Annotated in this window: 19 protein-coding genes; 10 read left to right on the top strand and 9 right to left on the bottom strand. The window is 72.8% G+C overall.

Features of this window, described 5'->3' with window-relative positions; genetic code table 11:
• The first annotated feature begins 91 nt into the window (after window positions 1-91).
• The gene (locus ACWDSL_RS22030; protein WP_450487840.1) at window positions 92-595 is read left to right on the top strand and encodes a DoxX family protein; all 504 of its coding nucleotides are present in this window, start codon (window positions 92-94) and stop codon (window positions 593-595) included.
• Here ACWDSL_RS22030 and ACWDSL_RS22025 read toward each other — a convergent pair.
• Window positions 525-1,088 carry an N-acetyltransferase family protein gene (locus ACWDSL_RS22025; protein WP_450487838.1) on the bottom strand — a complete coding sequence of 188 codons (564 nt, stop codon included), beginning with the start codon at window positions 1,086-1,088 and terminating at the stop codon, window positions 525-527. The two genes, ACWDSL_RS22030 and ACWDSL_RS22025, sit on opposite strands and share 71 nt — an antisense overlap.
• Before the next feature lie 49 nt (window positions 1,089-1,137).
• On the opposite strand from ACWDSL_RS22025, the gene ACWDSL_RS22020 reads away from it, so the two are divergent.
• The 3 genes from ACWDSL_RS22020 (at window position 1,138) to ACWDSL_RS22010 (ending at window position 5,321) form a co-directional block, all read left to right on the top strand.
• Window positions 1,138-1,713 carry a helix-turn-helix domain-containing protein gene (locus ACWDSL_RS22020; RefSeq protein ID WP_450487836.1) on the top strand — a complete coding sequence of 192 codons (576 nt, stop codon included), beginning with the start codon at window positions 1,138-1,140 and terminating at the stop codon, window positions 1,711-1,713.
• A 132-nt stretch (window positions 1,714-1,845) separates the two neighbouring features.
• Complete coding sequence (locus ACWDSL_RS22015) at window positions 1,846-3,594, top strand: ABC transporter ATP-binding protein (RefSeq protein ID WP_450487834.1); 1,749 nt, start codon at window positions 1,846-1,848, stop codon at window positions 3,592-3,594.
• A complete protein-coding gene (locus tag ACWDSL_RS22010) occupies window positions 3,591-5,321 on the top strand; it encodes an ABC transporter ATP-binding protein (RefSeq protein ID WP_450487832.1) in 1,731 nt (576 codons plus the stop codon). The genes ACWDSL_RS22015 and ACWDSL_RS22010 overlap by 4 nt, the downstream gene beginning before the upstream one ends.
• Before the next feature lie 77 nt (window positions 5,322-5,398).
• On the opposite strand, the gene ACWDSL_RS22005 is transcribed toward ACWDSL_RS22010, so the two are convergent.
• Window positions 5,399-6,292 carry an aminoglycoside phosphotransferase family protein gene (locus ACWDSL_RS22005; RefSeq protein WP_450487830.1) on the bottom strand — a complete coding sequence of 298 codons (894 nt, stop codon included), beginning with the start codon at window positions 6,290-6,292 and terminating at the stop codon, window positions 5,399-5,401.
• A 17-nt stretch (window positions 6,293-6,309) separates the two neighbouring features.
• Window positions 6,310-6,915 (bottom strand): DUF4291 domain-containing protein, encoded by a 606-nt coding sequence (locus ACWDSL_RS22000; RefSeq protein WP_450487828.1) that lies wholly within the window; start codon window positions 6,913-6,915, stop codon window positions 6,310-6,312.
• A gap of 113 nt (window positions 6,916-7,028) precedes the next feature.
• Between ACWDSL_RS22000 and ACWDSL_RS21995 the strand changes: the two genes are divergently transcribed.
• Window positions 7,029-7,760 carry a DUF429 domain-containing protein gene (locus ACWDSL_RS21995; protein WP_450487827.1) on the top strand — a complete coding sequence of 244 codons (732 nt, stop codon included), beginning with the start codon at window positions 7,029-7,031 and terminating at the stop codon, window positions 7,758-7,760.
• A gap of 185 nt (window positions 7,761-7,945) precedes the next feature.
• Here ACWDSL_RS21995 and ACWDSL_RS21990 read toward each other — a convergent pair whose 3' ends face one another.
• The 4 genes from ACWDSL_RS21990 to ACWDSL_RS21975 form a co-directional block, all read right to left on the bottom strand.
• The gene (locus tag ACWDSL_RS21990; RefSeq protein WP_450487825.1) at window positions 7,946-9,187 is read right to left on the bottom strand and encodes a transglycosylase family protein; all 1,242 of its coding nucleotides are present in this window, start codon (window positions 9,185-9,187) and stop codon (window positions 7,946-7,948) included.
• A 2,114-nt stretch (window positions 9,188-11,301) separates the two neighbouring features.
• The gene (locus ACWDSL_RS21985; RefSeq protein ID WP_450487823.1) at window positions 11,302-12,114 is read right to left on the bottom strand and encodes an SAM-dependent methyltransferase; all 813 of its coding nucleotides are present in this window, start codon (window positions 12,112-12,114) and stop codon (window positions 11,302-11,304) included.
• 65 nt (window positions 12,115-12,179) lie between these two features.
• Window positions 12,180-12,416, bottom strand: a complete 237-nt coding sequence (locus ACWDSL_RS21980) for a DUF397 domain-containing protein (protein WP_089508268.1) — start codon at window positions 12,414-12,416, stop codon at window positions 12,180-12,182.
• The gene (locus ACWDSL_RS21975; protein ID WP_450487821.1) at window positions 12,417-13,277 is read right to left on the bottom strand and encodes a helix-turn-helix domain-containing protein; all 861 of its coding nucleotides are present in this window, start codon (window positions 13,275-13,277) and stop codon (window positions 12,417-12,419) included. It lies immediately after the preceding gene.
• A 128-nt stretch (window positions 13,278-13,405) separates the two neighbouring features.
• Between ACWDSL_RS21975 and ACWDSL_RS21970 the strand changes: the two genes are divergently transcribed.
• Window positions 13,406-13,825, top strand: coding sequence for a hypothetical protein (locus tag ACWDSL_RS21970; protein ID WP_450487819.1), 420 nt, complete (start codon window positions 13,406-13,408; stop codon window positions 13,823-13,825).
• Window positions 13,826-13,953: 128 nt separating this feature from the next.
• Here the strand turns inward: ACWDSL_RS21970 and ACWDSL_RS21965 are convergent, their stop codons facing one another.
• Both ACWDSL_RS21965 and ACWDSL_RS21960 read right to left on the bottom strand, forming a co-directional pair.
• On the bottom strand, window positions 13,954-15,906 hold the full coding sequence (locus ACWDSL_RS21965; protein WP_450487817.1) for an aminotransferase class I/II-fold pyridoxal phosphate-dependent enzyme: 1,953 nt from the start codon (window positions 15,904-15,906) through the stop codon (window positions 13,954-13,956).
• Between the two features lie 150 nt (window positions 15,907-16,056).
• Window positions 16,057-18,345 carry an ATP-binding protein gene (locus ACWDSL_RS21960; protein ID WP_450487815.1) on the bottom strand — a complete coding sequence of 763 codons (2,289 nt, stop codon included), beginning with the start codon at window positions 18,343-18,345 and terminating at the stop codon, window positions 16,057-16,059.
• Between the two features lie 211 nt (window positions 18,346-18,556).
• Between ACWDSL_RS21960 and ACWDSL_RS21955 the strand changes: the two genes are divergently transcribed.
• The 4 genes from ACWDSL_RS21955 to ACWDSL_RS21940 all read left to right on the top strand — a co-directional run bounded on the left by ACWDSL_RS21955 (window position 18,557) and on the right by ACWDSL_RS21940 (window position 25,414).
• Window positions 18,557-20,701: an ATP-binding protein gene (locus tag ACWDSL_RS21955; protein WP_450487813.1), complete on the top strand. Its 2,145-nt coding sequence runs from the start codon at window positions 18,557-18,559 to the stop codon at window positions 20,699-20,701.
• A gap of 814 nt (window positions 20,702-21,515) precedes the next feature.
• Window positions 21,516-21,710 carry a DUF5999 family protein gene (locus tag ACWDSL_RS21950; RefSeq protein ID WP_450487812.1) on the top strand — a complete coding sequence of 65 codons (195 nt, stop codon included), beginning with the start codon at window positions 21,516-21,518 and terminating at the stop codon, window positions 21,708-21,710.
• Window positions 21,707-22,195: an ATP-binding protein gene (locus ACWDSL_RS21945; RefSeq protein ID WP_450487811.1), complete on the top strand. Its 489-nt coding sequence runs from the start codon at window positions 21,707-21,709 to the stop codon at window positions 22,193-22,195. The genes ACWDSL_RS21950 and ACWDSL_RS21945 overlap by 4 nt, the downstream gene beginning before the upstream one ends.
• A gap of 285 nt (window positions 22,196-22,480) precedes the next feature.
• Complete coding sequence (locus ACWDSL_RS21940) at window positions 22,481-25,414, top strand: AAA family ATPase (RefSeq protein ID WP_450487809.1); 2,934 nt, start codon at window positions 22,481-22,483, stop codon at window positions 25,412-25,414.
• Window positions 25,415-25,418: the final 4 nt, after the last annotated feature.

The raw sequence follows: 25,418 nt of genomic DNA, 5'->3' as shown, positions 1-25,418 counted from the left end.
CCGGCGAGGGTGGCCGTATCAGCATGGTGCCCATGCGAGACATCCGCTGCTTGCCTCGCTCAAGGCATCTTTCGAAGGACTCTGGACTCTCATGTTCACCGCAATCTTGCTCCTTGTCGGCCCCGGCCTGGGATTCCGCCTGCTCGGCGCGCTGGGCGTCCGCCGGTTCGCGACCTGGCGGGTCAGCGCCGCACACGGTCTGGCGTTCATGCTCGCGATGACCGCGCTCGCGCACTTCGCCCCCTCGGGCGTCACCGTGATGCCCACGCACGACGGCCTGGTGGCCATGGTCCCGCCGTTCGTGCCGTTTCCCGATGCGGTGGTCTACCTCACCGGTGTCCTGGAACTCCTCGGCGCCGCGGGACTCGTCCGGGCCGACACACGCACCGCGGCCGGGATCGGCCTGGCCGCGCTGTTCGTGCTGATGTTCCCCGCCAACGTCTACGCCGCCATCGAGGACATCCCGCTGGGCAGCGATCCGGCCACGCCGCTGTGGTTCCGGATCCCCGAGCAGCTTCTCTTCATCACCGTCGCTCTGTGGGCGGCAGGCCGGGCTCGTGACCGGGCCCCTGCTCCGACAGGGGCCGCTGCATGAGCAGCGTGTCGATCCAGCGGCCGTGCTTATGGCCCACGGCGGTCAGCCGGCCGGCGTCGGTGAAGCCGAAGCGGCGGTGCAGGGCGGCGGAGGCGTCGCTGCCGGTGTCCGCGATGACCGCGATCATCTGCCGTCGCCCCGCCCGGGTGGCCTCCGCGATCAGCGGGCCGAGCAGGGCGGTGCCCAGCCCCCGGCCGGTGGCGTCGGGGGCGAGGTAGATGGTGTCCTCCACCGTGTGCTGATACGCGGGCTTGGGCCGCCACGGCCCGGCGTACGCGAACCCGGCCACGGCGCCGGAGAGTTCGGCGACCAGGAAGGGCAGGCCACGGCCGGTGAGATCGTCCAGCCGCTGTTCCCACTCGGCGGTGGAGCGCGGTGTCTCGTCGAAGGTGGCCACAGTGTGGCGGACGTAGTGCGCGTAGATGTCGGCCACGCCCTTCAGATCGGCGTGGACCGCGGGGCGGATGGTCGCTTCCGGGGGCGGGGGCGTCATGGGCGCGGACTCTTTTCGCTATAGAGGAATGCGTTGTTATTATAGAGGAATGCTGGATCTCCTGACCTTGGGCACCCGTGTCCAGGAACTACGGCACGAACGGGGCCTGACCCTTCAGCAGTTGGCCGACGCGGCCGAGGTGAGCGTGAGCATGCTGTCCTCGGTCGAGCGCGGCCAGAAGGCGCCCACGGTCCTCGTCCTCGCCCGCATCGCCGATGGGCTCGGCGTACCGCTCGCCGATCTGGTCGCCGAGCCCGAGGACAGCCGTGTCATCGTGCGCCGGGCGGCCGACCAGGACACCGTCGAGGAGCCCGGAGGATGGCGGCGGACCATCCTCACCCCCGTGGTGCCCGGCGTGAACTTCGAGTGGATCCGCACCACACTGCCGCCCGGCTGCGACGCGGGCCGGTTCCCCGCGTACGCCCCGGGCTCTCATGAGTTCGTCGTGGTGGAGTCGGGGACCCTGCGGCTGACCCTCGCGAGCAGGACGGTGGACCTCGACGCCGGAGACTCGGTGTACTTCGCCGCCGATGTCACCCACGGCTACGCCAATCCCGCGCGCGTGCCGTGCGTCTACCTGGTCGCCGCGCTCATCATGCGGCCCCGCGCGGCCCAGCCCCGGTGAAAATCGGTTGCCCGCCCGGTGAGCCCCCTGCTCTACTCACCGCCGGCAGATCCGCCGTACGAGGAGGCCCGATGAGGCACACGTTCATGTCCATTCACCCCACCCCAGCCATTCGCGCGAAGGACATGACGTTTGTCGACCTCATCGACCCCGCCCGCCGCAGGGAGGACGACCTCCGGTAGGCACGTACTCCGTTTCCTCCTGCCAGGCCGCGGCGCCGCCGTACTCCTGGCCCTGACCATCACCGCCGCCACCGCCCTGCCGCTGGCGGCACCCCAGTTCACCCGTCGGCTCGTCGACGGCGCGAACGCCGGCGACGACACCCGCACACTCACCCTCACCGCGCTCATCTATCTCGCCCTGGCCGTCGCCGGACAGGGTGCCCGTACCGTCACCGCCTGGCTGGCCGGCCAGGCGGCCTGGGACGGAACCAACCGGCTGCGCGAACACCTGGCCGAGCACACCCTCGGCCTGGACCTGGCCTTCCACGGCCGGCACACCCCCGGTGAGCTGATCGAGCGGGTGGACGGCGATGTGTCCGCCATCGCCGACTTCGTCGTGGCGTTCCTGCTGGACGTCGTGGCCGGGGTGCTGCTGCTGTGCGGGGTGATCGCGGTGGTGTGCGCGGTCGACCCGCGCATCGGTGCGGCCCTGCTGGTCTACTGCGCGCTGATCGGCCTCGGCATGGTCCGCGCGCAGCGCCTGGCCGTACCCTCCGCCACCCGCGCCCGGGCGGCCGACGCCGCGCTCTTCGGCTTCCTGGAGGAACGGCTCGCCGGTGCCGAGGACCTGCGCGCCAACGGGGCGGGCGAGCACACCGTACGCCGCTTCCACCAGGCCAGCGCGACACTGTGGCGCACCGGGCTGCGCGCCAGCGCGGTCGGCAGCGCCGTCCTGGCGGCCACCAGCGTGGCGTTCGCGACCGGTACGGCGCTCATGGTGGGACTTTCGGGCACCCTCAGCATCGGTACCGCGGTGCTGCTGTTCCAGTACACGCTGATGGTCCGCACCCCGTTCGAGCGGCTGATCGACCAGCTGCGCCACTACCAGACGGCCCTCGCCGGAGTGGCCCGTATCCGCTCCCTGCTGGCCGAGCGCCGCACGCTGACCGTCCCGGCCACCGCCAAGCAGTTGCCCGCGAGCGGGCCGCTGCGGCTTGAGCTGGACGGCGTCGACTTCTCGTACGGCGATGAGGAGGGTAAGGGTGGCGAAGGCAGCGAGTTGGTGCTGCGCGACATCGCCCTCACCCTCGCCCCCGGCGAGACCCTTGGCCTGGTCGGCCGCAGCGGCAGCGGTAAGACCACCATCGCCCGCCTGGTGGCCCGGCTGTACGACCCGACGGCCGGCGCCGTCCGGGTCGGCGGTCTCGACCTGCGCGAGGTGGACACCGCCTCGCTCCGCGAGCGGGTCGCCGTGGTTACCCAGGACGTGCAGCTGTTCGCCGCCGACGTCCGGGACAACCTCACCCTGTTCCGCCCCGGATACGACGACGACCGGCTGCGGGCCGTCCTGGCCGAAGTGGGGCTGCCCGCCCGGGACCCCGCCTGGGACCTCGACGCCCCGCTCGGCGCGGTCTCCGCGGGCCAGGCGCAGTTGCTGGCCTTCGCCCGGGCCCTGCTCGCCGACCCCGGGCTCGTGGTGCTCGACGAGGTGTCCAGCCGGCTCGACCCGGCCACCGAACGCCATATCGGCCACAGCACGGCCCGGCTGCTGACCGGCAGGACCGGGGTGCTCATCGCGCACCGGCTCGAATCGCTGTCCCACGTGGACCGGATCGCGGTGCTGTCCGGCGGCAGGGTCGTCGAGCACGGCGGGCGGGAGGAGCTATTGGCCGACCCGGCCAGCCGGTTCGCGCGGATGCTCGCGGGGGTGCGCCGATGAGCCGGCTCATGGCGGTCACCGCCACCCTGGTCCGCTTCGATCTGCGCCGCTACCTCATCGGCGGCCTGCTGTGGATGCCGGCCAGCGCCCTGCCGCTCATCGGCGGGCTGATCCTGCAGCGGATGTTCGACCACCTCACCGTGGGCCGGGTGCCGCTGGTGCTGTGCGCGGCCTTCGTGGGGGTGGAACTGGTCCGCGGCCTGACCATCGTCATCGCCTGGACGTACGGCGACTACTGGTGGAGCGCTGCGGCGGCCCTGCTGCGGGGCAATGTGCTGCGTTCGATCCTCGGCGGGAAGGGGCGGGTGCCGCATTCGTCCGGTGAGGCGCTGGCCCGGCTGCGCGACGACGCCGCGGACGTGGTGGAGTTCGTGGACGAGTCGGTGCCGCTGGCCGGAGCCGCGCTCTTCAGCGCCGCCGCGCTGGCGATCATGGTGTCCATCCACCCGGCCGCCACCCTCGCCCTGATCGTGCCCGCCCTCGCGATCGGGGTGGCGAGCCGTCTGCTGAACCGGCTGACCGGGCGGTTGCACCGGCAGGCCGCCGCGCGCGGCGCGGCCGTCACCGGCCACCTCGGCGAGATCTTCACCGGCGTGCTCGCCATCAAGACCGCCGGGGCCGAGCAGGCGGCGCTGGAACGGCTGCGGGCCCACAACCGGCTGCGCCGCGACGCGGCGGTGAAGGACCGGCTCGCCACCGACCTGCTGTCCACCGCAACCGGCGCGAGCGTCGAGATCAGCGTCGGCCTTGTGCTGCTGCTGGCTGCCCCGGCCATGCGCCGCGGTGAGTTCACCGCGGGCGACCTGGCGCTGTTCACCACGTACATCGGCTGGCTCACCGCGCTGCCGCGTACCGTCGGTTCGATCCTCGCCCGGATGCCCCGGGCGGCCGTCTCCACCGAACGGCTCACCCGGATGACCGGCCCGGACGACAGCGTGTCCCGCGACAGCGGCGTCTGGTTCCACCGGGACTACCCCGCCCCCGAACCGGCGGCCCATGACGACCCGCTGAAGACACTTCAGGCGCGGGGTCTTGCCGCCCGGCACGGCCTGCACGGGGTGGACCTGGAGATCGAACGGGGCACCCTCACCGTGATCACCGGCGCGGTCGGCTCGGGCAAGACGACGCTGCTGCGCACCCTGCTCGGGCTGGAACCGCCGGTGGCCGGCACGGTCCGCTGGAACGGCGGTCCGGTGGCCGACCCCGGCGCATACCTGGTGCCCGGCCGGGCCGCGTACGTCGGCCAGGTGCCGCGGCTGTTCTCCGCCACGCTGCGGGAGAACCTGCTGCTCGGCCGGGATCCCGAGCACATCGGGCGGGCGGTGGGGGCGGCGGCGTTCGACCGTGACCTGGCCGCGCTGCCCGACGGCCTGGACACGGTGGTCGGCCCCCGGGGCATGCGGCTGTCCGGCGGCCAGGCCCAGCGGGCGACCGTCGCCCGGGCCCTGGTCCGCTCACCCGATCTGCTCGTGGTGGACGATCTGTCCTCGGCGCTGGACGTGGAGACCGAACAGCTGCTGTGGGAGCGGATCACCGGCGCCGCCACGCTGCTGGTCGTCTCCCACCGGCCGGCCGTACTGGCCCGGGCCGACCAGGTCGTCGTCCTGGACCGGGGCCGGGTGGCCGGCCGCGGGACGCTGGACGAACTGCTGGAGAGCTGCGCGGAGATGCGGCGGCTGTGGTCGCGGGAAACCCTGGAGGCCGGTCACACGGAGACGGCGCTCTAGCGGGCCGGCAGGGCGGTGCCCGGGGCGGGGGCGGGAGGGTGGCGAGGCGGCGCCACGCTCAGCCCCTTCACCCCGGGCTACCGCTCGTGGTCCGCCAGCACCTCCCGGATCACATGGCGGGCGTTGGCCGCGATCCCCGGGTTCGTGTGCTGGTAGTACGGGAGTTGGATGAGTGCCATGGACAGGGCCCGGCCGCGGCCGCGCGCCCACGTCGCGTCGTCGGCGTCGACGGCGGTGCGGAAGCGGTCCCGCACCTGTGCGGGGAGGAGGTTCCAGGCGACGATCAGATCGCACGCCGGATCCCCCACGCCCGCGGTCGCGAAGTCGATGACCGCGCTCAGCCGGCCTCGGGCGACCAGCAGATTGCCCGGCATCAGATCGGCGTGGACCCACACGGGCGGGCCGGACCACTCGGGCGCTGTGAGGGCCGCCTCCCACGCCGCGGTGGCGGCCCGCGTGTCGATGACGCCGTCCAGCTCCTTGATGGCGGCGCGGGTTTCGGCGTCCTGCGTGGTCAACGGCCCACCCCGGTGGGCGGCCGGGCCGTCCGCGAGCTCGATCCGGCGCACCGCGGCGATGAACGCCGCCAGGTCCGTGGCGAGCCCGGCGGGGTCGGCGAGGCCGCCGACGACCGGGTTCTCGCCGTCGAGCCAGCGGTGGACGGACCAGGGCCAGGGGAAGTCCTCGGTGGGCACCCCTTTTTCGAGCACCACGGGTATGTCGACCGGCAGCAGCGGGGCGAGCCGCGGCAGCCACCGGTGCTCGAACTCCACATCCCCCACCATCCGCTCGGCGAGCGGCAGCCGCACGGCCATCCCGCCGCCGAGCCGGAACATCGCGTTGCACGTGCCGTCCGACGGAAACCGCTCCAGGGGCAGATCCGCCCACCGCGGGAACCGCGCGGCCACCAGCCGCCGCACCAGCGGTACGTCGATGTCGAACTCGTCAGCGTGCATTCTGCCCGCGCTCATCAGTGGTTTCTCCTCGTTCAGCACGCCACGGGCGCGCGCAGATGGCTCAGCAGCTCGTCCCCGGCCGGGTACGGGCGCTCCTCGGGCAGCAGCCTCGCCGCCGCGTCGAGCTCGTCCCGGCGCACCAGGGCGTGAACCTCGTGCGCCAGCGGGGTCACATCGGTGATCGCGACCGTCCACTCGTCCGCGTAACGGCGCGCCGCCTCGCCCGAGAGCCCGAGCTGCAGCGAGCGATACGACAGCGGCCGCAGCCGTAGATCCCGCTCCGGATCCCACTGGACGCGCGCGGGGGCGGCCTTCAACGCCCGCTTCCAGACGGCCTGGTCGGGGTGGAGCCCGCGCTCGTAGTGCGACAGACACGACCGGCCGAGCGCCCACTCGAACCCTTCGCGGGTGATCTCGACGGCCAGAACGGTCTCCTGCCCCTCCTTCGCACCCCAGCCGCAGCGGTACATCATCCACAGGAACGACGGCTTGATCCACGTCATCCGGTCCCGCTTCCAGGCGACCGGGAAGCGGCCGTCGCGGGCCGCGGGCAGGCCGAGATGGGGGGCGTACGCCTGGTAGACGGTGACCGTGGACTCCGTGTGGAGCGCGCGGATCTGATGTCGAGGTTCTTGCATGGCCACCAGGGTGGCGGGTGTGGGCTGTGGGTGGCCAGCGAATTAGGACCGTCGCGCCGATCTGCCGAAACGGTGCTGTGCGGTGCGGCCCGGTGCGTGGTCGGATATGGCGCATGGGTTCCGAAAGCGACGTGTCCGATACCTCTTCCGCCGCCGGAGGCGCGGCCCCGTATGTGGTGGGGGTGGACGCCTGCCCGGGTGGCTGGGTGGCGGTGGCCCTGCGGGGCGGCCGGTTTACGGGTGCCGATACGGACGCGGCGCTGGCGGCGCTGCTGACGCGGGTGCCGGCGGGCGCCGTGGTGGCGGTCGACATTCCACTGGGGCTGCTGGAGGCGGGGCGGCGGCGCGCGGACGAATTGGCGCTCGACCGCGTGGCCCCGCACCGCGCGCGGGTCTTCCCGGTGCCGCCGCGCCCGGTGTGGGAGGAGCCCGACTACGACGCTGCCAAGGAGCGCTGCCGGCGCCTCACGGGCTCGATGCTGTCCCGTCAGTCCTGGGGCCTGGCGACGAAGCTGCGGGAGGCCAACGCCTGCCGCGACGGCGGCGAACGGCGCCTGTACGAGGTGCACCCCGAGGTCTCCTTCGCGGCCATGAACGGCGGCCACCCGGTGGCCGCGAGCAAGAAGAGCTGGAACGGCCAGGTCCAGCGGCGGCGGCTGCTCGGCGAGCAGCGCATCGTCCTGCCCGACGAACTCGGCCCGGCGGGCCGGGTGCCGCCCGACGACGTCCTGGACGCCGCGGCGGCGGCCTGGAGCGCGCACCGGATCGCCCTCCGCACCGCGGTGAGCCTGCCCGACCCGCCCGAGACGACGCGCGACGGGCTCCCGGTCGCCATCTGGTACTGACCGCAGCGGGCGTACTGACCGGAGCGTACTGACCGGAGCGGCCTGTGCCGGCCGCGTCCGGCCGACCCAGCCCGCTCCGGTACGGGGCTCCGGTACCGGGCTCCAGTACGGGGCGAAGTGCGGGAAGCGGGAAGCCGCCCGGCCCCCTCCGCCGGGCGGCCTCCCGTTCGCCGGTCCGCCAGGCGTCAGATGGAGACCCCGCGCGAGCGCAGATACGCGACGGGGTCGACGTCCGAGCCGTAGCGCGGACCGGTGCGCACCTCGAAGTGGAGGTGCGGTCCGGTGGCGTTGCCGGTGGCGCCGGAGCGGCCGATGCGCAGGCCGGCGTCCACCGTCTGGCCGGGGCGCACCGCCAGCGAGGACAGGTGCGCGTACTGGGTGTAGAGGCCGTCGGAGTGGCGGATCACCACTTCGTAGCCGTAGGAGCCGCCCCAGCCCGCGGTCACCACGACGCCCGCGGACGCCGCGCGCACCCCGGTGCCGACGGGCACCACGAAGTCGACGCCGGTGTGGTGGCCGCTGGCCCAGCGCGGGCCGCGGACGCCGTACGACGTGCCGAGCGGGCCGCTGACCGGGGTCATGTGGCGGCGCTGGGCGGAGGGCCGGCGGGCGCTGTGGGCCGAGGTGCCCGATGTCGTGGCCCCTGCCTTGCCGGCCTGTTGGTGACTACTTCGCGCGGAGCGCGGCTGCTTGGTGTGTGGCCGTTTCGCCTGCGGCTGCTTCCCGTGTGCCGCCGCCGTGCGCGCCGCGCCGGTGCGGGAGGGGAAGGCGAGCCGCTGACCGGGGTAGATCTTGTCCGGGTCGGAGCCGATGGTGCGCCGGTTGGCGCGATAGAGCGCCTTCCAGCCACCGCTTACGAACTCGCGCTGCGCGATGCGCGACAGGGAGTCCCCGGGCACCACCCGGTACGGCCCGGAGCCGGTGGCGTGCCGCCGCGGGGCGGTGGAGTGGTGGCGGGATCCCGTGGAGTTGCGTGACCCCGCCGAGTGTCCGGAACTCGCGGAGTGGCCGGAGCCGCCGCGGTTCGCGCCGGACGCGGGCCGGCTGTCGCGGGTCAGCCGCCCCCGGACCGAGCAGACCGGCCACGCGCCCGGACCTTGGCGGCGCAGTACCGCCTCGGCCACGGTGATCTGCTGGGCCCGGGTGGCCAGGTCGGCCCGGGCGGCGTACTTGGTGCCGCCGTAGGCCTCCCAGGTGTGCTGGGAGAACTGCAGCCCGCCGTAATAGCCGTTGCCGGTGTTGATGTTCCAGTCGCCACCGCTCTCGCACTCGGCGACCTTGTCCCAGGTTTCCGAGGGGGCCGCGACGGCCACATCGGCGCCCAGGAGCGGCAGGACGATGCTCACGCTGCCCACGGTGAGGGCGGCACACAGGGGCGAGATCCGGCTGGGCGGTGCGGAACGGCGGTGACTTCCTCGTTGGGCCATGGGCCTGTTCCCTCCACGAGCGTTCGACTCGCCCACCGGCAGCCCCGGCGGGCTGTACGAGTACCGCAGCCGGGCGGTGCAGGTCACAAGGCGCTGGGGGTCTCACGGACCGCCGCGCGCCGTCGAACGCCACCCCCGCGGAAGCTGATGCTCCATCAGCACCGCACGGCAAGGCGCGTGGAGGACCGGGGGCGCACGGCTCGGCCCGTGGCCGGCGGCGGCCTGGACGCGGCGGGCCCCCGTCGCGCCCGGCCCGGCGACGGGGCCGAGCCCCGCGGCGTCCGGGCGGGGGCGGGAAATGATTCTTTCCCGGTGCGGACGGACCGGGTAATCCTCGGGATTGGTTTACCCACCCCGTCGGCACCGCAGGCCGCGATGGGGGACGAAATACGCGTGGTACGAGGGAGATCGGGCGGCACCGGGCCCGGCACTCCGCCGCCGCCCGGAATCCGCCGGCCCCCGCGCCGGGCCGGTCCCCCGCTCCCGCCCTGGGGGATCCGGCCGGGAGGAGAGGGGAAAAGCGCCGTGGGGCGGCAGAACCCATCCGCCGGAGAGCGGGGCAGAAGAGGAAGAGAAGCGGGAGAGAGAAGGAGAGGAGGAGAGGGAGAGAAGAACGGGAGAAGAAGTACGGCGGCGTCATGCGGGCCGTAGCGGCCGGGCCTGCGCGTTCGCGCCGGCCGTAGATGGCCGTAGCCGGCCGTAGCCCTCGGGCAACGCCCCGCACGCGAAGCGACGTCGCACTTGTTTCGACAGGTCGTCATCGAGTCGCCGCGCACGGCATATCAGATCCGGACACGAAGATGATCCGTTCCGTGCCCGGGCGGATGCATTTGCGCTCGCCGGCGCTCGGTTCGATCGCACGGCCAGGCCCTGGAGCGGCGCTTGTTGTACGAGGCGGGCCGTATGGCGACTATCGGCGCGGACCGCGAATCGCCCCTTCCCGGCGGTATCCCCGGACGGCCCGTCGTAGCGGAGGTCACCGGCCCGGTGCGGGGCCTGGGGCGGCGTCTCGCCGTGGCCGGGGCCGGGCGGGACGGCCGCCCGCGGACCCGCTCCTTCCTGGGGGTATGGATGCGAGAGGTCCCGTCTGGGGGGCGCCGTGCGGAGTTCCCGCCTCCGATCCGGGGACGGATCCTCCTTCATGCCCCGGGCCGACGAGGAGCGTCGGCTGCGCGGTGAGTCCTTATATCGCTGTCGTCGGTGCCTCGTGGGCGAGGCGCCCCTTCTCATCCGTATCGATTTACCGCATCCTCGATCCGCGGACTCCGCCCCGGCCCGGGACGTGGGACGGAGCATGTCGACTGAGGGGTTCCTTACCCGGTCGGATGGATTTGCGGCGCACCGTGAGGCGTTCGGCCTGCGGGCCGGGGCTGGGACGGAGTGGGGCGGAGGCGGAACCCGCCGCTACGTGGCAGGGCCGTAAAATCGACCTTGTGCGTGAACCGTCCCTTCTCGGCCGTGCGATATCCGCTCTGCCGTGCGAGGCTCAGGTCCGGCCCGAGGCGCGGGGCGGAGCCGGTGCTACTGGCCGGAGCCGCAAAACGATGCCGCTCGCGAGGGCCGGGATGAGCGGCGGGATAGGAGAAGATCCGCCGCACCGTCGCGCTTCTCCCGAAAGGCGATCGCCGCCCGGGCCCGGAAACTGGCGGAGAATCAGGCGGTCCACGTATAGCGGGAGGCGTGCCGCCGCGCATACCATGTCAATCACATCGACTTCCTCCGCAGACCGCCCGCCGGGGCGGTTTGTGAATAATCAACTCTCCCCGCCGCCCAGCCGGGACCCCCGAGGGCACCAGTCCCTCTTTATCCAGGGCCCCGTCCGCCGGTGAGCGGTAAGGGTCCGCGGCCGGGCTCGCACTGCCAGGGGAGCGCACCGCGCCTACGGCGTACGGCGGTCATCGCCGCTCGCCGCCGTACGTGATGTGTCGTATCCATGCGTACGCCATGCCGCTGGACGCCTGCTCAGGGGGCGCACGCTGCGCCGTCGCATGCCGCCGACCGCCTGTCGAACACCGGGCCGGGCCCGCTCGCCCGCCGCCGCGGGGGCGGCAGCGGGCGATGCCGACGAGCGGGGACCGCTGCCGGTACGAGACGGGACCGCCGCCGGCCTTGGCTCAGGGCTTGCGCGCCAGGCCCGCGTAGACGGTGACCGGCGGGTCGTCGGGGGCGAGTTCTTCCTCTTCGGCGCCCGGCCGCCAGTGCGACACCAGGACCGGCGCCGGGCCGACGGGCTCCAGGCCGTGGAAGAACCTCGCCACCTCCGCCCGGCTGCGTGGCCGCAGGGTCACGCCACCCTGGCGGTACAGGGACACGACCCGCTCCGCCTCCTCCTCGCTGCCGTCGGCGGTGGCATGCGAGAACACCAGATGGCTGCCCGGGGCGAGCGCGTCCATCAGACCGTGCACCAGGTCGTAGGCGCCGTCCTCGTCGGGGATGAAGTGCATGAGCGAGATGAGGGAGAGGGCGACCGGTCGGCTCAGGTCGAGCACATCGGTGGCCAGCTCGATGATTCTCCCGGGCTCGCGCACATCCGCTTCGAGGTAGTGGGTGGCGCCTTCCGGGGTGCTGCGCAGCAGGGCTTCGGCGTGGCGCAGCACGATGGGGTCGTTGTCCGTGTAGACCACGCGGGAGTCGGGGGCGATCCGCTGGGCGATCTGGTGGAGGTTGGGCTCGGTGGGTATCCCGGTGCCGATGTCGAGGAACTGGCGGGTGCCTGAGCGGGCCAGCCACTCGGTCGCGCGGTGCATGAACAGGCGGTTGATCCTGGCCGAGTCTCTGACGGTCGGGTCGATGTCGAGCACCTGCACGGCCAGTTGCTCATCGACGGGGTAGTTGTTCTTGCCGCCGAGTATGTAGTCGTAGACGCGGGCCGGATGGGGCCTGCTGGTGTCGATTCTGGTGGGCTCTGGCCCGGATGTTGCTGACATGGTGCGCTCCATGGGGGTCGGCGCGGTGGTGCCGGTGTGCGGGTATGGACGCGGGTGCGGATGTGTCAGGAGACCAGGAAGTCGGCCTTGCCGGCCTTGGCGCCCTGGATGAAGGCGATGATCTCGCTGCGGGTGTAGATCAGCGCCGGGCCCTCCGGATCGGTGGACTGTCGGAGCGCGACCCGGCCGTCGTCCAGTTTCCGGGCCTCGACGCAGTTGCCGCCGTTGCCGCCGCTCCACGGCTTGTGCCAGCCCTCGGTGCCGAGGTCGGCCGCGCGCATGCCGTTGAAAATGCGATCCATTCAGAGCTCCTTGCGGAAATCGCGGAGGATTTCCTTTGTGCGTCGTGCGGTTGCCGCCTGGGCCGCCATGCGGTCCAGGACCTCCAGATGGGAGGCCACCTCGACACGTTCGTCGAGGTAGACGGCGCCGGTCAGGTATTCGACGTAGACCATGTCCGGCAGTTCGGGTACAGCGAAGCGGAAGAGGACGAAGGGCCCGTAGGTGCCTGGGTGGTGTCCCGAGGAGAACTCCGCTATCTGCAGGGTGACATTGGGCCGCTCGGTGGCCGTCAGCAATCGGTCGATCTGGCCCCGCATGACCTCGGGGGTGCCCACGGGGCGGCGCAGCACGGTCTCGTCCAGCACCACCCACAGATGCGGGGCGTCCTCGCGGGTGAGCAGCGTCTGGCGCTCCATGCGCAGGGCGACATGCCGCTCGGACTCCTCGGGGTCGACCTGGCCGACGGCGCCGGTGCGCATGATGGCCCGGGCGTAGTCCTCGGTCTGCAGCAGGCCGGGGACGAAGTGCGGCTCGTATGCGCGGATGACCGCGGCGGCGCCCTCCAGGCTGACATGCACGCTGAACCAGTCCGGCAGGATGTCGTGGAACCGCTGCCACCAGCCGGGCCGGTTGGCGTCCTCGGTGAGGGTGATGAACCCCTCGGCCTCGCCGCCGGTGACGCCGTAGGCGTCCAGCAGCATCCGCACATACGGGATCTTCAGGGCGACCTCGGCGGTCTCCATCCTGCGGATGGTGGCGGGGGCCACATGCAGCACCTTGGCGGCCTGCTCGCGCTTGAGACCTGCACTTTCACGCAGCTCCCGCAGGCGCTTGCCAAGCACGACTTGGCCCACGGTCGGGGCGGACCGCGGTTCACTCACTTCTACCTCCCGCAGCTGATGCCCGCAGTGTGTCATGCCCCGAATGGAGCGGACACACTGCACTTGCGACTCTGCACTTTTCAGAGTGCCCCTTGCCAAGTGCACGAGGCGTTACGCATAGTGGCGTCGTGATCCCGTCAACTCCCGCGGCGCCGCCCAGGCCCGGCCACAGGCAGCGTCTGGAGCTGCCGCCCACGCTGTTCGCCGAGGCCGGATACGACGCCATCGCCCTGCCGGAGCGGCATGGACGTCAGGTCATGGAGCTGCTGCCCAGGGCGGGCTGTGTCTACTCCGCCGTCGGCCGATGGTGGTGGATCGTTCCGCCGCGCTCGGACTGTGGGCTCAACTGGCCCGCGATAGCTCTGTATTCGGTCGGCGCGGTGGTGTCCGACGCGCCGCCGGGGCGGCCGGATCCGGTGGCCGAGGCGCCCCGGCTGATCCACCGGCCCGAGGGCACCGTGCCCTACACCCATCCGCTGGTGCTGCATATCGCCGTGTGCGTGGTCGCCGGAGTCTCCCCGACCTGGCCGGCCCGGCCGGGGCCGTAACGTTCCGGCGGCCCCGTCAGAGGCCGCGGTCCGCCCGGGGTCCCACCCGCCTGGCGCCCCACCCGTCCGGGGCCTCACCCGTCCGGGGTCCGTCCAGCCGGTCGGACCCCGGAGCCCCGTATCCGCCGTCAGGAACCGTTGTCGGTCTGCAGATACGCGGCGGGCCGCGGATAGCGGCGCATGGTGCCCCCGCCGGGCGGGTCGTCGCTGTCCATAAAGGGCAGCGGGGCGGGCGGAGTGACCTCGGCCGGAGCGGCCTGGGCCGGGTCGGGGGCGGAGTCGGTGACGACCGGCATGTAGATCAGCGTGTCGTCCGTCGACATGTCCCCCGCGACGGCGGCCGGGTCCGGCGCGTAGACCGTCATCCGGCCGCCACCCGTCTGCACAGGCCGAGCGGGCTGTGCGGGCTGCGGCGCGCTCGGTTGCGGCGCCTGCACCTCCTGTAGTGACTGCGGCGCCTGCTGCAGGGCCTGCTGCATGGCTTGCAGCCGGGCGTAGGCGCCCGTCGTCTGCTGGGACTGGTAGAGCGGCATCTGGCCGGCGGGGGTGTACGCGGCGGGGGTCAGCTCGGCCATGGGCTGTGCCTGGGGCTGCGGATAGGCCGCGGGCATCGCCTGCTGCGCCGCGTACCCCCCGTAGGTGCCCTGTGCCGTCTGGAGCGGGGTGGCGGGGTACAGGGCCGGTTGCAGCTGTTGCTGTTGCTGTTGTTGCTGCTGCGCGGACGCGAGCAGCATCTGGAGCTCGGTCTGCGGTTGCGGCAGCGCGTACGAGGGTTGCTGTGGCAGGGCGTAGGAGGCGTACGAGGGCTGCTCCAGCGCGTACGACGGCTGCTGGGGCAGGGCGTACGAGGGCTGCTCCAGCGCGTACGACGGCTGCTGGGGCAGGGCGTACGAGGGCTGTTCCAGGGCGTAGGACGGCTGCTGGTCGAGGGAGGGCTGCGGGGCGTACCAGGCCGTGCCGTACAGCACCGTGCTCAGCCCGGTCAGCAGTCGTTGCACATCCGGCTGGGAGCGCACCACCAGCCGCATGAACTGGCTGCTGCTGCCCAGCTTGTTGCCGCATTCACGGACCAGCACGCCGTGTTCGGACAGCAGCCGGTCGCGCACCTGGGCGCCGTCCGCGCCCTCCGGGAGTTTGACGAAGACGAAGTTGCCCTGGGAGGGATAGACCGTCAGCCCGGGCAGATTGGCCAGTTGGGCGGTCATCTCCTGCCGGTCGCGGCTGAGCATGCGCAGGCTCTGCGCGTACTCCGGCTGGTATCGCTTCAGCATGAAGACGATGACCTCGGCGAAGGAGTTGAGATTCCACTTCGGCAACCGGGAACGTATCTGGATGGCGAGCGCCGGATTGGCCACCAGATAGCCGAAACGGACGCCGTGCAGCCCGAAGTTCTTACCGAGGCTGCGCAGCACAATGACATTGGGCCGCAGCACCGCCTCGTCCACGACACTCGGATATGCCTCCGAGTCGGCGAACTCCAGGAAGGACTCGTCGATGACGACCAGGTCGAGATCGGCGAGGGCGTCCATCATGGCGACGACGGCGTGCCGGGGCAGCAGTCCGCCGTCGGGGTTGTTGGGGTTGCAGATCACCGCGACCCGCGAACCCCGCGACCTCACGAAGGAGACGAAGGCGTCCGGGTCGAGCCGGAAGCCGTCCATCTCCGGGAGCTGGAACATGTCGACGCGCTTGCCGGTCTCCATCGGCTGGTCGGTCCACCGGCCGAAGGTGGGGATCGGCACCGCCAGGCTCTCCTTGACCAGCAGATGGTCGATCCAGGTGATGAGCTCGGTCGAGCCGTTGCCCATCGCCATGGTCTGCGGCTGCAGCCCGAGCAGGCTGGCCAGTTCGGCGGTGATGGTGTCGGCCGAGCTCGGGTAGTACGTGAGGATGTCCCGCAGCCGGACCGCCAGCACCGCGAACATCGCGGGGGTGGGGAAGTACGGGTTGCAGGGGATGCAGAAGTCGACGACGTCCTGTCCCAGTCCCGCCCGGGAGAGCGAGAAATACGACGGGCTGTGGTTGGTGCCACGGAACAGCTCCATGGCATTCCCGGAATTGCCGACTGCGGCAACAGTCACAGCAGGACCTCCTCGGTCACGGGGCCGTGCGGAGACGACCGTTGCTGCTCTGTCTCCAGAGCCTGCTGCATGATCCCGCAAACGTTGGTCTACTGAGCATTTTCGTGGGGTGTTTGAGAAGTTCGGGACAAGGGAACAAGTGAGCGGTTATCATTCCGCCTCAACATCCTGTTCGGACCGGTTCTGTCCGGCTACCCAGACTGCCACCTGAGCCCGGGAATTGAACCCTAGCTTGCTCAGAATGCGCTCGATATGACCCTCGGCGGTGCGCTGGGCGATCACCAGCGCGGCCGCGATCTCCTTGTTGCTCAGCCCCCGCGCCACCAGACGTGCGATCTCGGTCTCCCGCGGGGTCAGCGGAGAGGGCTGCTCACCCTCCCCGGCCGGGGCCCGGGCGGGCAGTTGGTCCTGGAGCGCGTAGGCCAGCGCCTCGTCGTAGGAGAGCCGGGCGCCCTCCTTCACGGCCGCCTGGAACGCCTGCTTGCCCAGGGACCGGCGGGTGTCCGCCTCACAGCCCTCGTGGTAGCGGACGAGGTGGCCGTAACCCGACAGCGGGGCGCCGATGTGGTGCCAGATGTTCCGCAGGGCGCCCAGCAGCCTGGCTGCCCGCTGGTACTGGCTCTGCGCGGCCGAGATCCAGGCCATCACCTCCAGATTGACCCCGACCCCCAGCGGATCGTCGAGCGAGCGGTTGAAGTTCAGGCTCTCCCGCTCCAGGGCGGCCGCGCGCTCGTGGTCGCCCTGGCGCCACACCTCGACGCCGAGCGCCATCGTCGCGTACGCCCGGTGCCAGCCCTCCTCGTACGCGTCGCACACCGCCAGCGACTCCTCGCCCACCGCGATGGCGCGTGGCGAGTCACCCAGGAACGAATGCGCCAGGGAGAGCCGGATCAGGGCGAGCGCAAGACCCACCGGATCGTGGGCGGCGCGATGGCGCGCCACGGCCTCCTCGTACAGCTCGATCGCGGACTCGGTGTCGCCCCGGCACATGGCGACCATCCCGGAGTAGAGCGCGACATAGCCGAGGATCGCCTCCTGGCGCAGCCGGGCGCCGAGCTCCCGGCACTCGTCCAGCATGGCGGCGGCCGCGTCGACATCGGACTGGATGATGGCCAGCCAGCCGTCGGTCCACAGCGCGCGGGCGCGCGCCTCGGTCGGCTCGGGGCACAGGACCAGGCCCCGGTCCAGCCAGCCGCGCCCCTCGGTGAGGTAGTAGCTGGTGATCCAGTGGTAGAGGAGATCGGTCGCGATACCGAGCCCGGCCGCCGCCTGCCCTGGCTCGGCGAAGCTGTACTCCAGCGCGGCGCGCAGATTGGCGTGTTCCTGCTGGAGCCGGGTGAACCACGGCACCTGCGAGGGGCCGAACAGCTCGGCGCGCGCCGTGGCCGCCAGCCGCTGGTAGTAGTCCCGGTGGCGGCGCAGCCGCTCCGCCTCCTCCCCGGCCGCGGCGAGCCGTTCCCGGCCGTAGTGGCGCAGGGTGTCCAGCATCCGGTAGCGCACCGCCTCCGGGTGGTCCTCCCGGATCAGCACGGACTTGTCCACCAGGCCGGCCACCAGGTCCAGGACCTCGTCGTGGTCGATCCCGTCCCCGCCGCACACCGCCTCGGCCGCCTCCAGGTCCAGGCTCCCGGCGAACACCGAGATCCGGGCCCACATCAGCTGCTCCTTGCCGGTGCACAGGTCGTAGCTCCAGTCGACGAGCGAGCGCAGCGTCTGGTGGCGGGGCAGGACCGCCCGCGAGCCCGTGGTGAGCAGCCGGAACCGGTCGTCCAGCCGGTCGAGCAGCTGCCGTACGGACAGCGCCCGCAGCCGTACGGCCGCCAGCTCGATGCCCAGCGGAATGCCGTCCAGCCGGCGGCAGACCCCCTCCACCGCGTCCCGGTTGGCCTCGGTGACGGCGAACCCGGGCAGGATGGCGCCGGCCCGCTCCACGAACAGCCGCACCGCGTCGCACTGCGCCAGGGCCGCGACGGACAGCCGGGGGCCCTCGGCGTCCGGCAGCGCCAGCGCCGGGACGGGCAGCGTCTGCTCACCGGCCGTGCCCAGCGCCTGCCGGCTGGTGACCAGGACGCGCAGCCGCGGGGCCTCGCGCAGCAGCCGGCCGGTGAGCAGCGCACACGCTTCGACCAGCTGCTCGCAGTTGTCCAGCAGGATCAGCGCCTGTTTGTCCCGCAGATGGTCGACCAGGGCCTCGACCGCGGGCCGGGAGGAGTGGTCCCGCAGCTCCAGCGCCTCGCTCACGCTCTGCGCCAGCAGCCCGGGGTCGGCCAGCGCGGCCAGCTCGACCAGCCACACCCCGTCCGGGAACGCCCGGCGCGCGTCCTCGGCCACCCGTAGTGCCAGCCGGGTCTTGCCGACCCCGCCCACTCCGGTCAGGGTCACCAGCCGTGAGGCGGACAGCATCCGCTTGACCTCGGCCGTTTCATGCCGACGTCCCACAAAGCTCGTCACCTCGGCCGGCAGCCTTCCGGTGTGCCGACCGTTCGAGGTGCCTGATACCACCGCGCTCATGGATGCCTCGAACCAGTCCCGGCCCTCGGGCCTCGCGCGACCGGGCCGACGCTTCCAGGCTATGCCCGGCGCTTTCCGGGGCGTGCAGGGCCCCGGGGACGTTGCATGAGGTCGGGGCGAAATGGGGAGAATGGCATTGATGCGTCATTTGAGCCGGATGGTGGGGCGGGCGAACGAGGTGACCGAAGCCCGGAGGCTGCTCGGACGTACGCGGCTGCTCACCCTCACCGGCGTCGCGGGGGTCGGCAAGAGCCGGCTGGCGCTCGGCGTGGCCGACCTGGTGCGCGGGGACTTCCCGGACGGTGTGTGGACCGCCGAGCTCGCCGCGCTGGAGGACCCGGACCTGCTCCCGCAGACCGTCGCGAGCGCGGTGGGGCTGCGCGACCAGGCCGCCCGGTCCGCGGTGGAGGTGCTGGGCGACCATCTGCGCGACAAACGGGCGCTGCTGCTCCTCGACAACTGCGAGCACCTGATCGAGCCCTGCGCGCTGCTCGCCGACCGCCTGCTGCGCCGGGCGCCTCGGCTGTGTCTGCTGGTCACCAGCCGCGAGCCGCTGCGGGTGGAGGGGGAGGCGGTCCTGTGGGTGCCCTCGCTGCCCGTGCCCGAGCCGCACCGGCGGCACAGCCCCCAGACGCTGGCCCGCTACCCGGCGGTGCAGCTCTTCGTGGCCCGCGCGGCGCGGGTGTCGCCCTCGTTCACCCTCGACGTGCACAACGGCGACGCCGTGGCCCTGCTGTGCGGGCGGCTCGACGGCCTCCCGCTGGCCATCGAACTGGCCGCGGTCGGGCTGCGGACCCTCAGCCCCGATCAGGTCCTGGACCAGCTGGACCAGTGGCTGGAGCCCGTGGCGGGGGAGCGCACAGCGGGGGAGCGCACAGCGGGGGAGCGCACAGCGGGGGAAGCCGGTGCGACCCGCGCCCGCCACGAGACTCTGGGCGCGGCCGTCGACTGGAGCTTCGACCTGTGCTCCCCGGCCGAGCGGACCCTGTGGGCCCGGGTGTCGGTGTTCGCCGGGGACTTCGGCCTGCCGGCGGCGGAGGAGGTCTGCGCCGGCGACGGCGTCGAGCGCGAGGACGTGCTCGACCTGCTGGCCGGGCTGGTCGACAAGTCGATCCTGGTGCGGGAGGAGCGCGGCGACGAGGTCCGCTACCGGCTGCTGGAGACGATCCGGCGGTACGGCCGGGCGCGGCTGGCCGGATACGGGCAGGTGGCCGCGGTGCGGCGGCGCCACCGCGACTGGTACCGCGCCCTGGTGATCGAGGCCGAGGGGCAGTGGCTCACCGCGCGGCAGGAGGAGTGGCTGACCCGGCTGCGCGGCGAGCTCGCGAACCTCCGTACGGCCCTGGAGTTCTGCTGCGCCGAGCCCGGCGAGGCCCGCGCGGGGCTGGAGACAGCCGCGGGGCTGTGGCCCCACTGGATCTGCGGCGGCAGCCTCGCCGAGGGCCGCCACTGGCTCGAACAGGCGCTGTGGCTCGCCCCCGAGGACAGCGTGGCCCGCGGCACGGCGCTGTGGGTGGACGCGTGGCTCGCGGCGCTCCAGGGGGACACGGCCTCGGCGCTGCCCCGGCTCGACGAATGCCGGGAGCTGGCCCTGCGGCTCGGGCACGAGCCCACCCTGGTCCGCGCCACCCAGCACCGCGGCGCGCTCGCGCTGTACGAGGGCGACTTCCCGCGGGCGATCCGCCTCATCGAGAAGGCGCTGGAGGGCCACCGCGCGGCCCGCGACCGGAACGGCATGATGACCGCCCTCTACCAGCTGACCATGGCCTGCGCCCTGTCCGGCGACGCCCGCGCGGCGGTCTACGGCGAAGAGTGCCTGGCGCTGTGCGAGGCCGCCGGGGCCCAGTGGGCCCGCTCGTACGCGCTGTGGGCGCTCGGTCTGCACACCTGGCACAGCGGCGACCGGCGGCGGGCGACCGCGCTGGTACGGGACGCCCTGCGGACCCGCTGGGTGGTGCGCGACGGGTGGGGGATGGCGCTGTGCCTCGAGGTGCTGGCCTGGACCGCGGCCTTCGGCGGGCAGCCCGGGCACGGCGCGCGGCTGATGGGCGCGGCGGACGCGATGTGGAGCTCCATGGGCACCTCGCCCTCGGGATTCCGGCACCTGGCCGCCGTACACGACGAGGTCGCCACCCGGCTCCGCACCGACCTGGGGACCCGCGCGTACGCCGCCGCGTACCGGGCGGGGGCCCGGCTGACGGCCGACGAGGCCGCGGCCACCGCCCTGCACGACCCGCCCCGCCTCCACCCCCACGGCCGTCGCGCGGCCTCGGCCGGAGCGTGAGCCGCTGTCGCGGCGCCGGGTGGTGCCGTCGTGCTCCGCGTGCTCGCGGTCGTCGGGCGGCTTCGGCCGACGCGTGAGCTGCTGGCTTGGCGTGGGTGGGGCCCGGCGGGCGCCGTTGGGCTGCCGGGCCGTGGCGCCGGGTGGCTGCCCTGCCCGCCCTCGTGGCAGTTGCGCGGCCTGGACTGGTGCGTGGGCCGCTGGCTTGGGGCGGGGTGGTTCCGTCGGGCCCTGCACGCTCGCGGTCGTCGCGCGGCCCGGCGTGCCTGAGCCGCTGGCTTGGGGCGGCTCGCGCGCTCGCGGCCGTCGCGCGGGCTGGACCGGTGTGTGAGCAGCCGACCCGGTGCGAGGCAGCCGTCATCCCGCCTCGCTCTTAGGCCCGCGGCCATCTCGTGGCCTGGACCGGCACGTGAGCCGTCGGCTCGGCGCGGGTGGGTTCCGTCAGGCCCGGCACCCCCATAGCTGTCGCGCGGCCTCAGCCGGCGCGGGGCCGCCCGCGCAGCGAGGGTGCGACGCGCCCCGCCTTCACGGGCCCGCCCGGGCTCCGCCGGGCTGCCGGGCCCCGCCGGGCCGCGGTGCGGCGTCGGTGGGTGCATCGGGTCGCGTGGGGAGATCTCCCCGCTGAACGGCGACCTGGGGCCCGGAGACCGCAGGGGCCATCCAGGGGCCGCGACCCCCGGGACGGGCGCCGCAGCGGCGGATCGGGTACCCATGCGGGGATTTCTCCCCTCCCCGGGAGATCCGCCCGGACGCATGCTGGTGGTCGTCTCGATTCCGGATTCCGCCGGAAGTCGGCGGAAGATCGAAGGCCCCAGCCATGTGTGATCATCAGCCCCCCTGTCCGCCCGCCGACGCCACGGACCACGACTCGGCGCGTCTCGTGGCGACCCACCCCGAACAAGGGTGGAGCCTGCTGTGCAATGGCGTGGTGGTCTTCGCGGACACGGGTGAACTGCTCCCCGACGGACGGGTCATCCCCGCCCCCCGTAGCTGTCCGGACCAGGCCGCATGAACGCCTCGACAGTGGCCCTGGCCTCGCAGCCAGGCACCTTCCGCCGCCCGGCGCGGCGTGGTGCCCGTGTCGCCGACCGCGGGATCTCCTGGGTGCTGCCGCGCCACCCCTCCTCGGTGCCCAGCGCCCGTCGGCTGGTCCTGTCGCAGCTGGCCGTATGGGCGCTCGCGGGATCGGCGGACGACGCCGAACTGCTGGTCAGTGAGGTGGTCACCAACGCGCTGCGCTATACCGGCGGGGCGGTCCGGCTGACGCTGTGCCTGTGTCCCGCGGACGGCACCATGCGCTGTGAGGTGGAGGACGCCGACCCCACGCTTCCGCAGTCGCGCCAGGCCTGCGAGGACGACGAGGGTGGCCGAGGCCTCTACATGATCGATCTGCTGGCCCGCTCATGGGGCAGCCACCGGACCGGGACGGGCAAGACCGTGTGGTTCGAACTGCACGTCCGTCCCGGCGCCGGCCAACATCGGCACGCCGACATCTGACCTACGACGAAAGGAGATGCCATCGGACGCTACAGCGCATACACGCACTCCGTGATGCCGAAACGGCCCGGGGACCGGAAGGTGAGTGCCCTCCACCGCGACTTCCGTCCCCGGGCCTCGACATGCCCGCACCCGCTGTAGCGCGAACACCGATTCCGTGGGACATCACCAATCACTGTCGTATTGGTTGATCACCTTTGTATCACTCGTGTAGCCTTGCCATCGCAGTGAGTAGCACACTTTCCGGCTTATCGCAGCGAGTTGGGGCGTGAGGGGGCTACTGTGATGGACCGGACCGACAACTCCTGGTTACCAGGCACCTTAATCGGGCGCGCCGATGAACTGGCGGCGCTGAGGGATCATGCCGAGGCGGCGCGCTCCGGGCGCGCCGGTCTTGTGATCCTCTCCGGCCCGGCCGGTATCGGCAAGACGACTTTGCTGCACGCCTTTGTGAACGGCGGGGCGTGCCAGGGCATGACGGTGCTCCAGGGCCGGTGCGGCGAGGTCGTGACCAACGCGGGCTACGGCGGCGTACGGGCCCTGTTCGGCAGCTTGGGGCTCGCCGAGTCCGGGGACCGAGGCGTTCATGAGTCCCCGCTGCTGAAGGGCAGCGCAGGCCGTGCGCTGCCCGCCCTGCGGCCCGCCCCCGCCGAGGAGGAGCCGGGTACGGCCGCGACCGTCTATCCCGTACTCCACGGGCTCTACTGGCTCACGGTCAACCTGACGGCGCGCGGCCCGCTGGTGCTGGTCCTGGACGACGCCCACTGGTGCGACGAGCGGTCGCTGCGCTGGATCGACTTCCTGCTGCGCCGCGCGGACGATCTGCCGCTGCTGGTGGTGCTGGCCCAGCGCACCGAGGCCGAACCGGCCGCCCCAGGCGCGCTCGCGGATATCGCGGCCCAGTCCCGCTCCACGGCGATCCGCCTGGAGCCGCTGACCGACGACGGGGTCGGGGAGATGGTCGGGCGGGTCTTCCCGACGCCCGACCATGGCCTCGACACCGCCTTCGTCGAGCGCGCCGCCGCCGTCTCCGGGGGCAACCCCCTGATGCTCGCCAAGCTGCTGAGCGAACTGCGGTCCATGGGGGCCTCGCCGGACGAGAAGAGCCTGGGCGCGGTCGCCGAAGTGGGCCAGGGCGTGGTCGCGCTGTCCGTACGCGCTCTGATGGGACGGCTGGCCCCCTGGGTGCGTGATGTGGCCACCGCGATCGCGGTGCTCGGCGAGGTGGACTCAAAGCAGGCTGAGCACGTCGGGGCGCTGGCCGGGGTGCCCGTCGCGCTGGTCGAGGAGGCGGTGGCGGTGTTGCGGGGCGCCGAGGTGGTGGCCCCCGACCGGGTGGACGTGGCGCATGACGTGGTGCGCTCGGCGGTGCTCGACTCGTCCGCGACCGAGGAGCTGGGCGAGCTGCGGGCCAGGGCGGCCCTGCTGCTCAGCGACGCGGGGCGGCCCGCCGAGGAGGTCGCGGGCCAGCTTCTGCTGGTGCCCGTGGTGGACCAGCCGTGGATGCGGCGGGTCCTGCGGGAGGCGGCGGCGGGGGCCGAGACCCGGGGCGCCCCCGAGGCGGCGGTCCGCTATCTGTACCGGGTCCTGGAGGCGGAGCCGCACAGCGTGTCGGCGCGCGCCCAACTGGCCAGATCGCTGGCGGAGATCAACCCGCCCGAGGCCATCGCGCTGCTGGCGGAGGCGCTGGCGCTGGCCGAGGACGTACGGGTGAAGGCGACCCTCGCCGTGCAGTTCGGGTTCGCCTGTCTGACCGTGCAGCAGGCGCCCGCCGCCGTACGGGTGCTCGGCGAGGTCCTGGACGCGCTGGAGGACGAGCTGGGGGCCGACCCCCACCCCGACCTCGCGGCTCGCGAACTGCGCGCCCTCGTCCAGTCGGTGCTGCTGATCACCGGGTGCGACGAGAAGGCGACGATCGCCGCCGTCCGCGGCCGTTTCGCGCGGATGGCCGCCCCGGCCGGGGACACCCCGGCGCAGCGCCAGACGCTGGCCATGATGAGCGTGCTGACGGCGATGGACGGCCGCTCGGCGGAGCGGGCGGTGCGTCAGGCCCGGCGTGCGCAGCGGGCGTCGGACGCCGCGACCGGCACCCTGCCGCTGATCTTCTCCGCGTTCACCCTCGGCCTCGCCGACGACGCCCAGGGCTCGCTGGAGGCGTTGGATCTCTCGCTGCGCTACAGCCAGGAGAACGCGGCGGTGTGGACGTATGTGCTCGGTCTTTCCACCCGTTCCGTGATGCTGCACACGATGGGCGAGATCCCCGACGCTCTGGCGGACGCCCAGACGGCGGTGGAGATCATCGCCGATGAGCGGTGGAGCGGCAATGTGACCATGCCGCAGACGGCGCTGGCCACCGCGCTCGTCGACCGCGGTGAGCCGGAGCGGGCCGAGGCGCTGCTGGAGCGGATCGCCCGGCCGAACCTGGACGGCTTCGTGATGGAGTACCACTGGTATCTGATGGCGCGGGCACGGGCCCGGTGGGCGCTGGGCGACGGCGAGACCGCGCTCGGCCTGTTCCTCGACTGCGGCAGGTCCCTGGAGGAGACGGGGATCACCAACCCGGCGTTCGCGCCCTGGTGGGCCGAGGCGGCCTGTCTGCTCGCGGAGCTCAAACGCCCCGAGGAGGCCGGGGATCTCGTCGAGTGGGGCGCCGGGCTGGCCCGCCGCTGGGGGACTTCCCGTGCGCTGGGGCTGGCCGCGCTCGCCCGGGGGGTGACCACCCAGGGGCGCCCGGGTGTCGAACTGCTCGCCGAGTCGGTCGAGTTGCTGTCCCGCTCGCCCGCCCGGGCCGAGCACGCCCGGGCCGAGTATCTGCTGGGCGGGGCGCTGCTGGAGGCGGACGACGCGCGCGGCGCCCGGGAGCATCTGCGGACCGCCGCCGACCTCGCCTGGCGCTGCGGGGCGCTCGCGCTCGCCAGGGAGGCCCGGCGGCGGCTGGTGGCCTCCGGTGGGCGGATGCGGGAGATCACCACCTCGCCGGTCGATCTGCTGACCGGTATGGAGCGTACGGTCGCCAATCTCGCCGCGGCCGGGGCGGGCAACCGCGAGATAGCGGAGTCGCTGTTCGTCACGGTGCGTACCGTGGAGATGCATCTGACCGGCGTCTACCGCAAGTTGAGCATCAGCCAGCGCGCCGAGCTCGGCGCCGCGCTGCGCTCCCCGACCGCCCCGGGCACCCAGCCGCCCGCCTGGGTCTCCGCGTCCCGCGGCAGGCGCTGAGCGG

It is taken from the genome of Streptomyces sp. NPDC000941, from assembly GCF_053599555.1.
Note: the sequence above shows the minus strand (reverse complement) of the source record. Positions and strands in the feature narration are given on the sequence as shown.

Coding starts and splice junctions, on each gene's coding strand:
- ACWDSL_RS22010 (WP_450487832.1), top strand. CDS start 3,591: ATGAGCCGGCTCATGGCGGTCACCGCCACCCTGGTCCGCTTCGATCTG.
- ACWDSL_RS21940 (WP_450487809.1), top strand. CDS start 22,481: ATGGACCGGACCGACAACTCCTGGTTACCAGGCACCTTAATCGGGCGC.
- ACWDSL_RS22000 (WP_450487828.1), bottom strand. CDS start 6,915: ATGCAAGAACCTCGACATCAGATCCGCGCGCTCCACACGGAGTCCACG.
- ACWDSL_RS21990 (WP_450487825.1), bottom strand. CDS start 9,187: ATGGCCCAACGAGGAAGTCACCGCCGTTCCGCACCGCCCAGCCGGATC.
- ACWDSL_RS21950 (WP_450487812.1), top strand. CDS start 21,516: ATGTGTGATCATCAGCCCCCCTGTCCGCCCGCCGACGCCACGGACCAC.
- ACWDSL_RS21985 (WP_450487823.1), bottom strand. CDS start 12,114: ATGTCAGCAACATCCGGGCCAGAGCCCACCAGAATCGACACCAGCAGG.
- ACWDSL_RS21995 (WP_450487827.1), top strand. CDS start 7,029: ATGGGTTCCGAAAGCGACGTGTCCGATACCTCTTCCGCCGCCGGAGGC.
- ACWDSL_RS22020 (WP_450487836.1), top strand. CDS start 1,138: ATGCTGGATCTCCTGACCTTGGGCACCCGTGTCCAGGAACTACGGCAC.
- ACWDSL_RS21980 (WP_089508268.1), bottom strand. CDS start 12,416: ATGGATCGCATTTTCAACGGCATGCGCGCGGCCGACCTCGGCACCGAG.
- ACWDSL_RS22030 (WP_450487840.1), top strand. CDS start 92: ATGTTCACCGCAATCTTGCTCCTTGTCGGCCCCGGCCTGGGATTCCGC.
- ACWDSL_RS22005 (WP_450487830.1), bottom strand. CDS start 6,292: ATGAGCGCGGGCAGAATGCACGCTGACGAGTTCGACATCGACGTACCG.
- ACWDSL_RS22025 (WP_450487838.1), bottom strand. CDS start 1,088: ATGACGCCCCCGCCCCCGGAAGCGACCATCCGCCCCGCGGTCCACGCC.
- ACWDSL_RS21955 (WP_450487813.1), top strand. CDS start 18,557: ATGCGTCATTTGAGCCGGATGGTGGGGCGGGCGAACGAGGTGACCGAA.
- ACWDSL_RS21945 (WP_450487811.1), top strand. CDS start 21,707: ATGAACGCCTCGACAGTGGCCCTGGCCTCGCAGCCAGGCACCTTCCGC.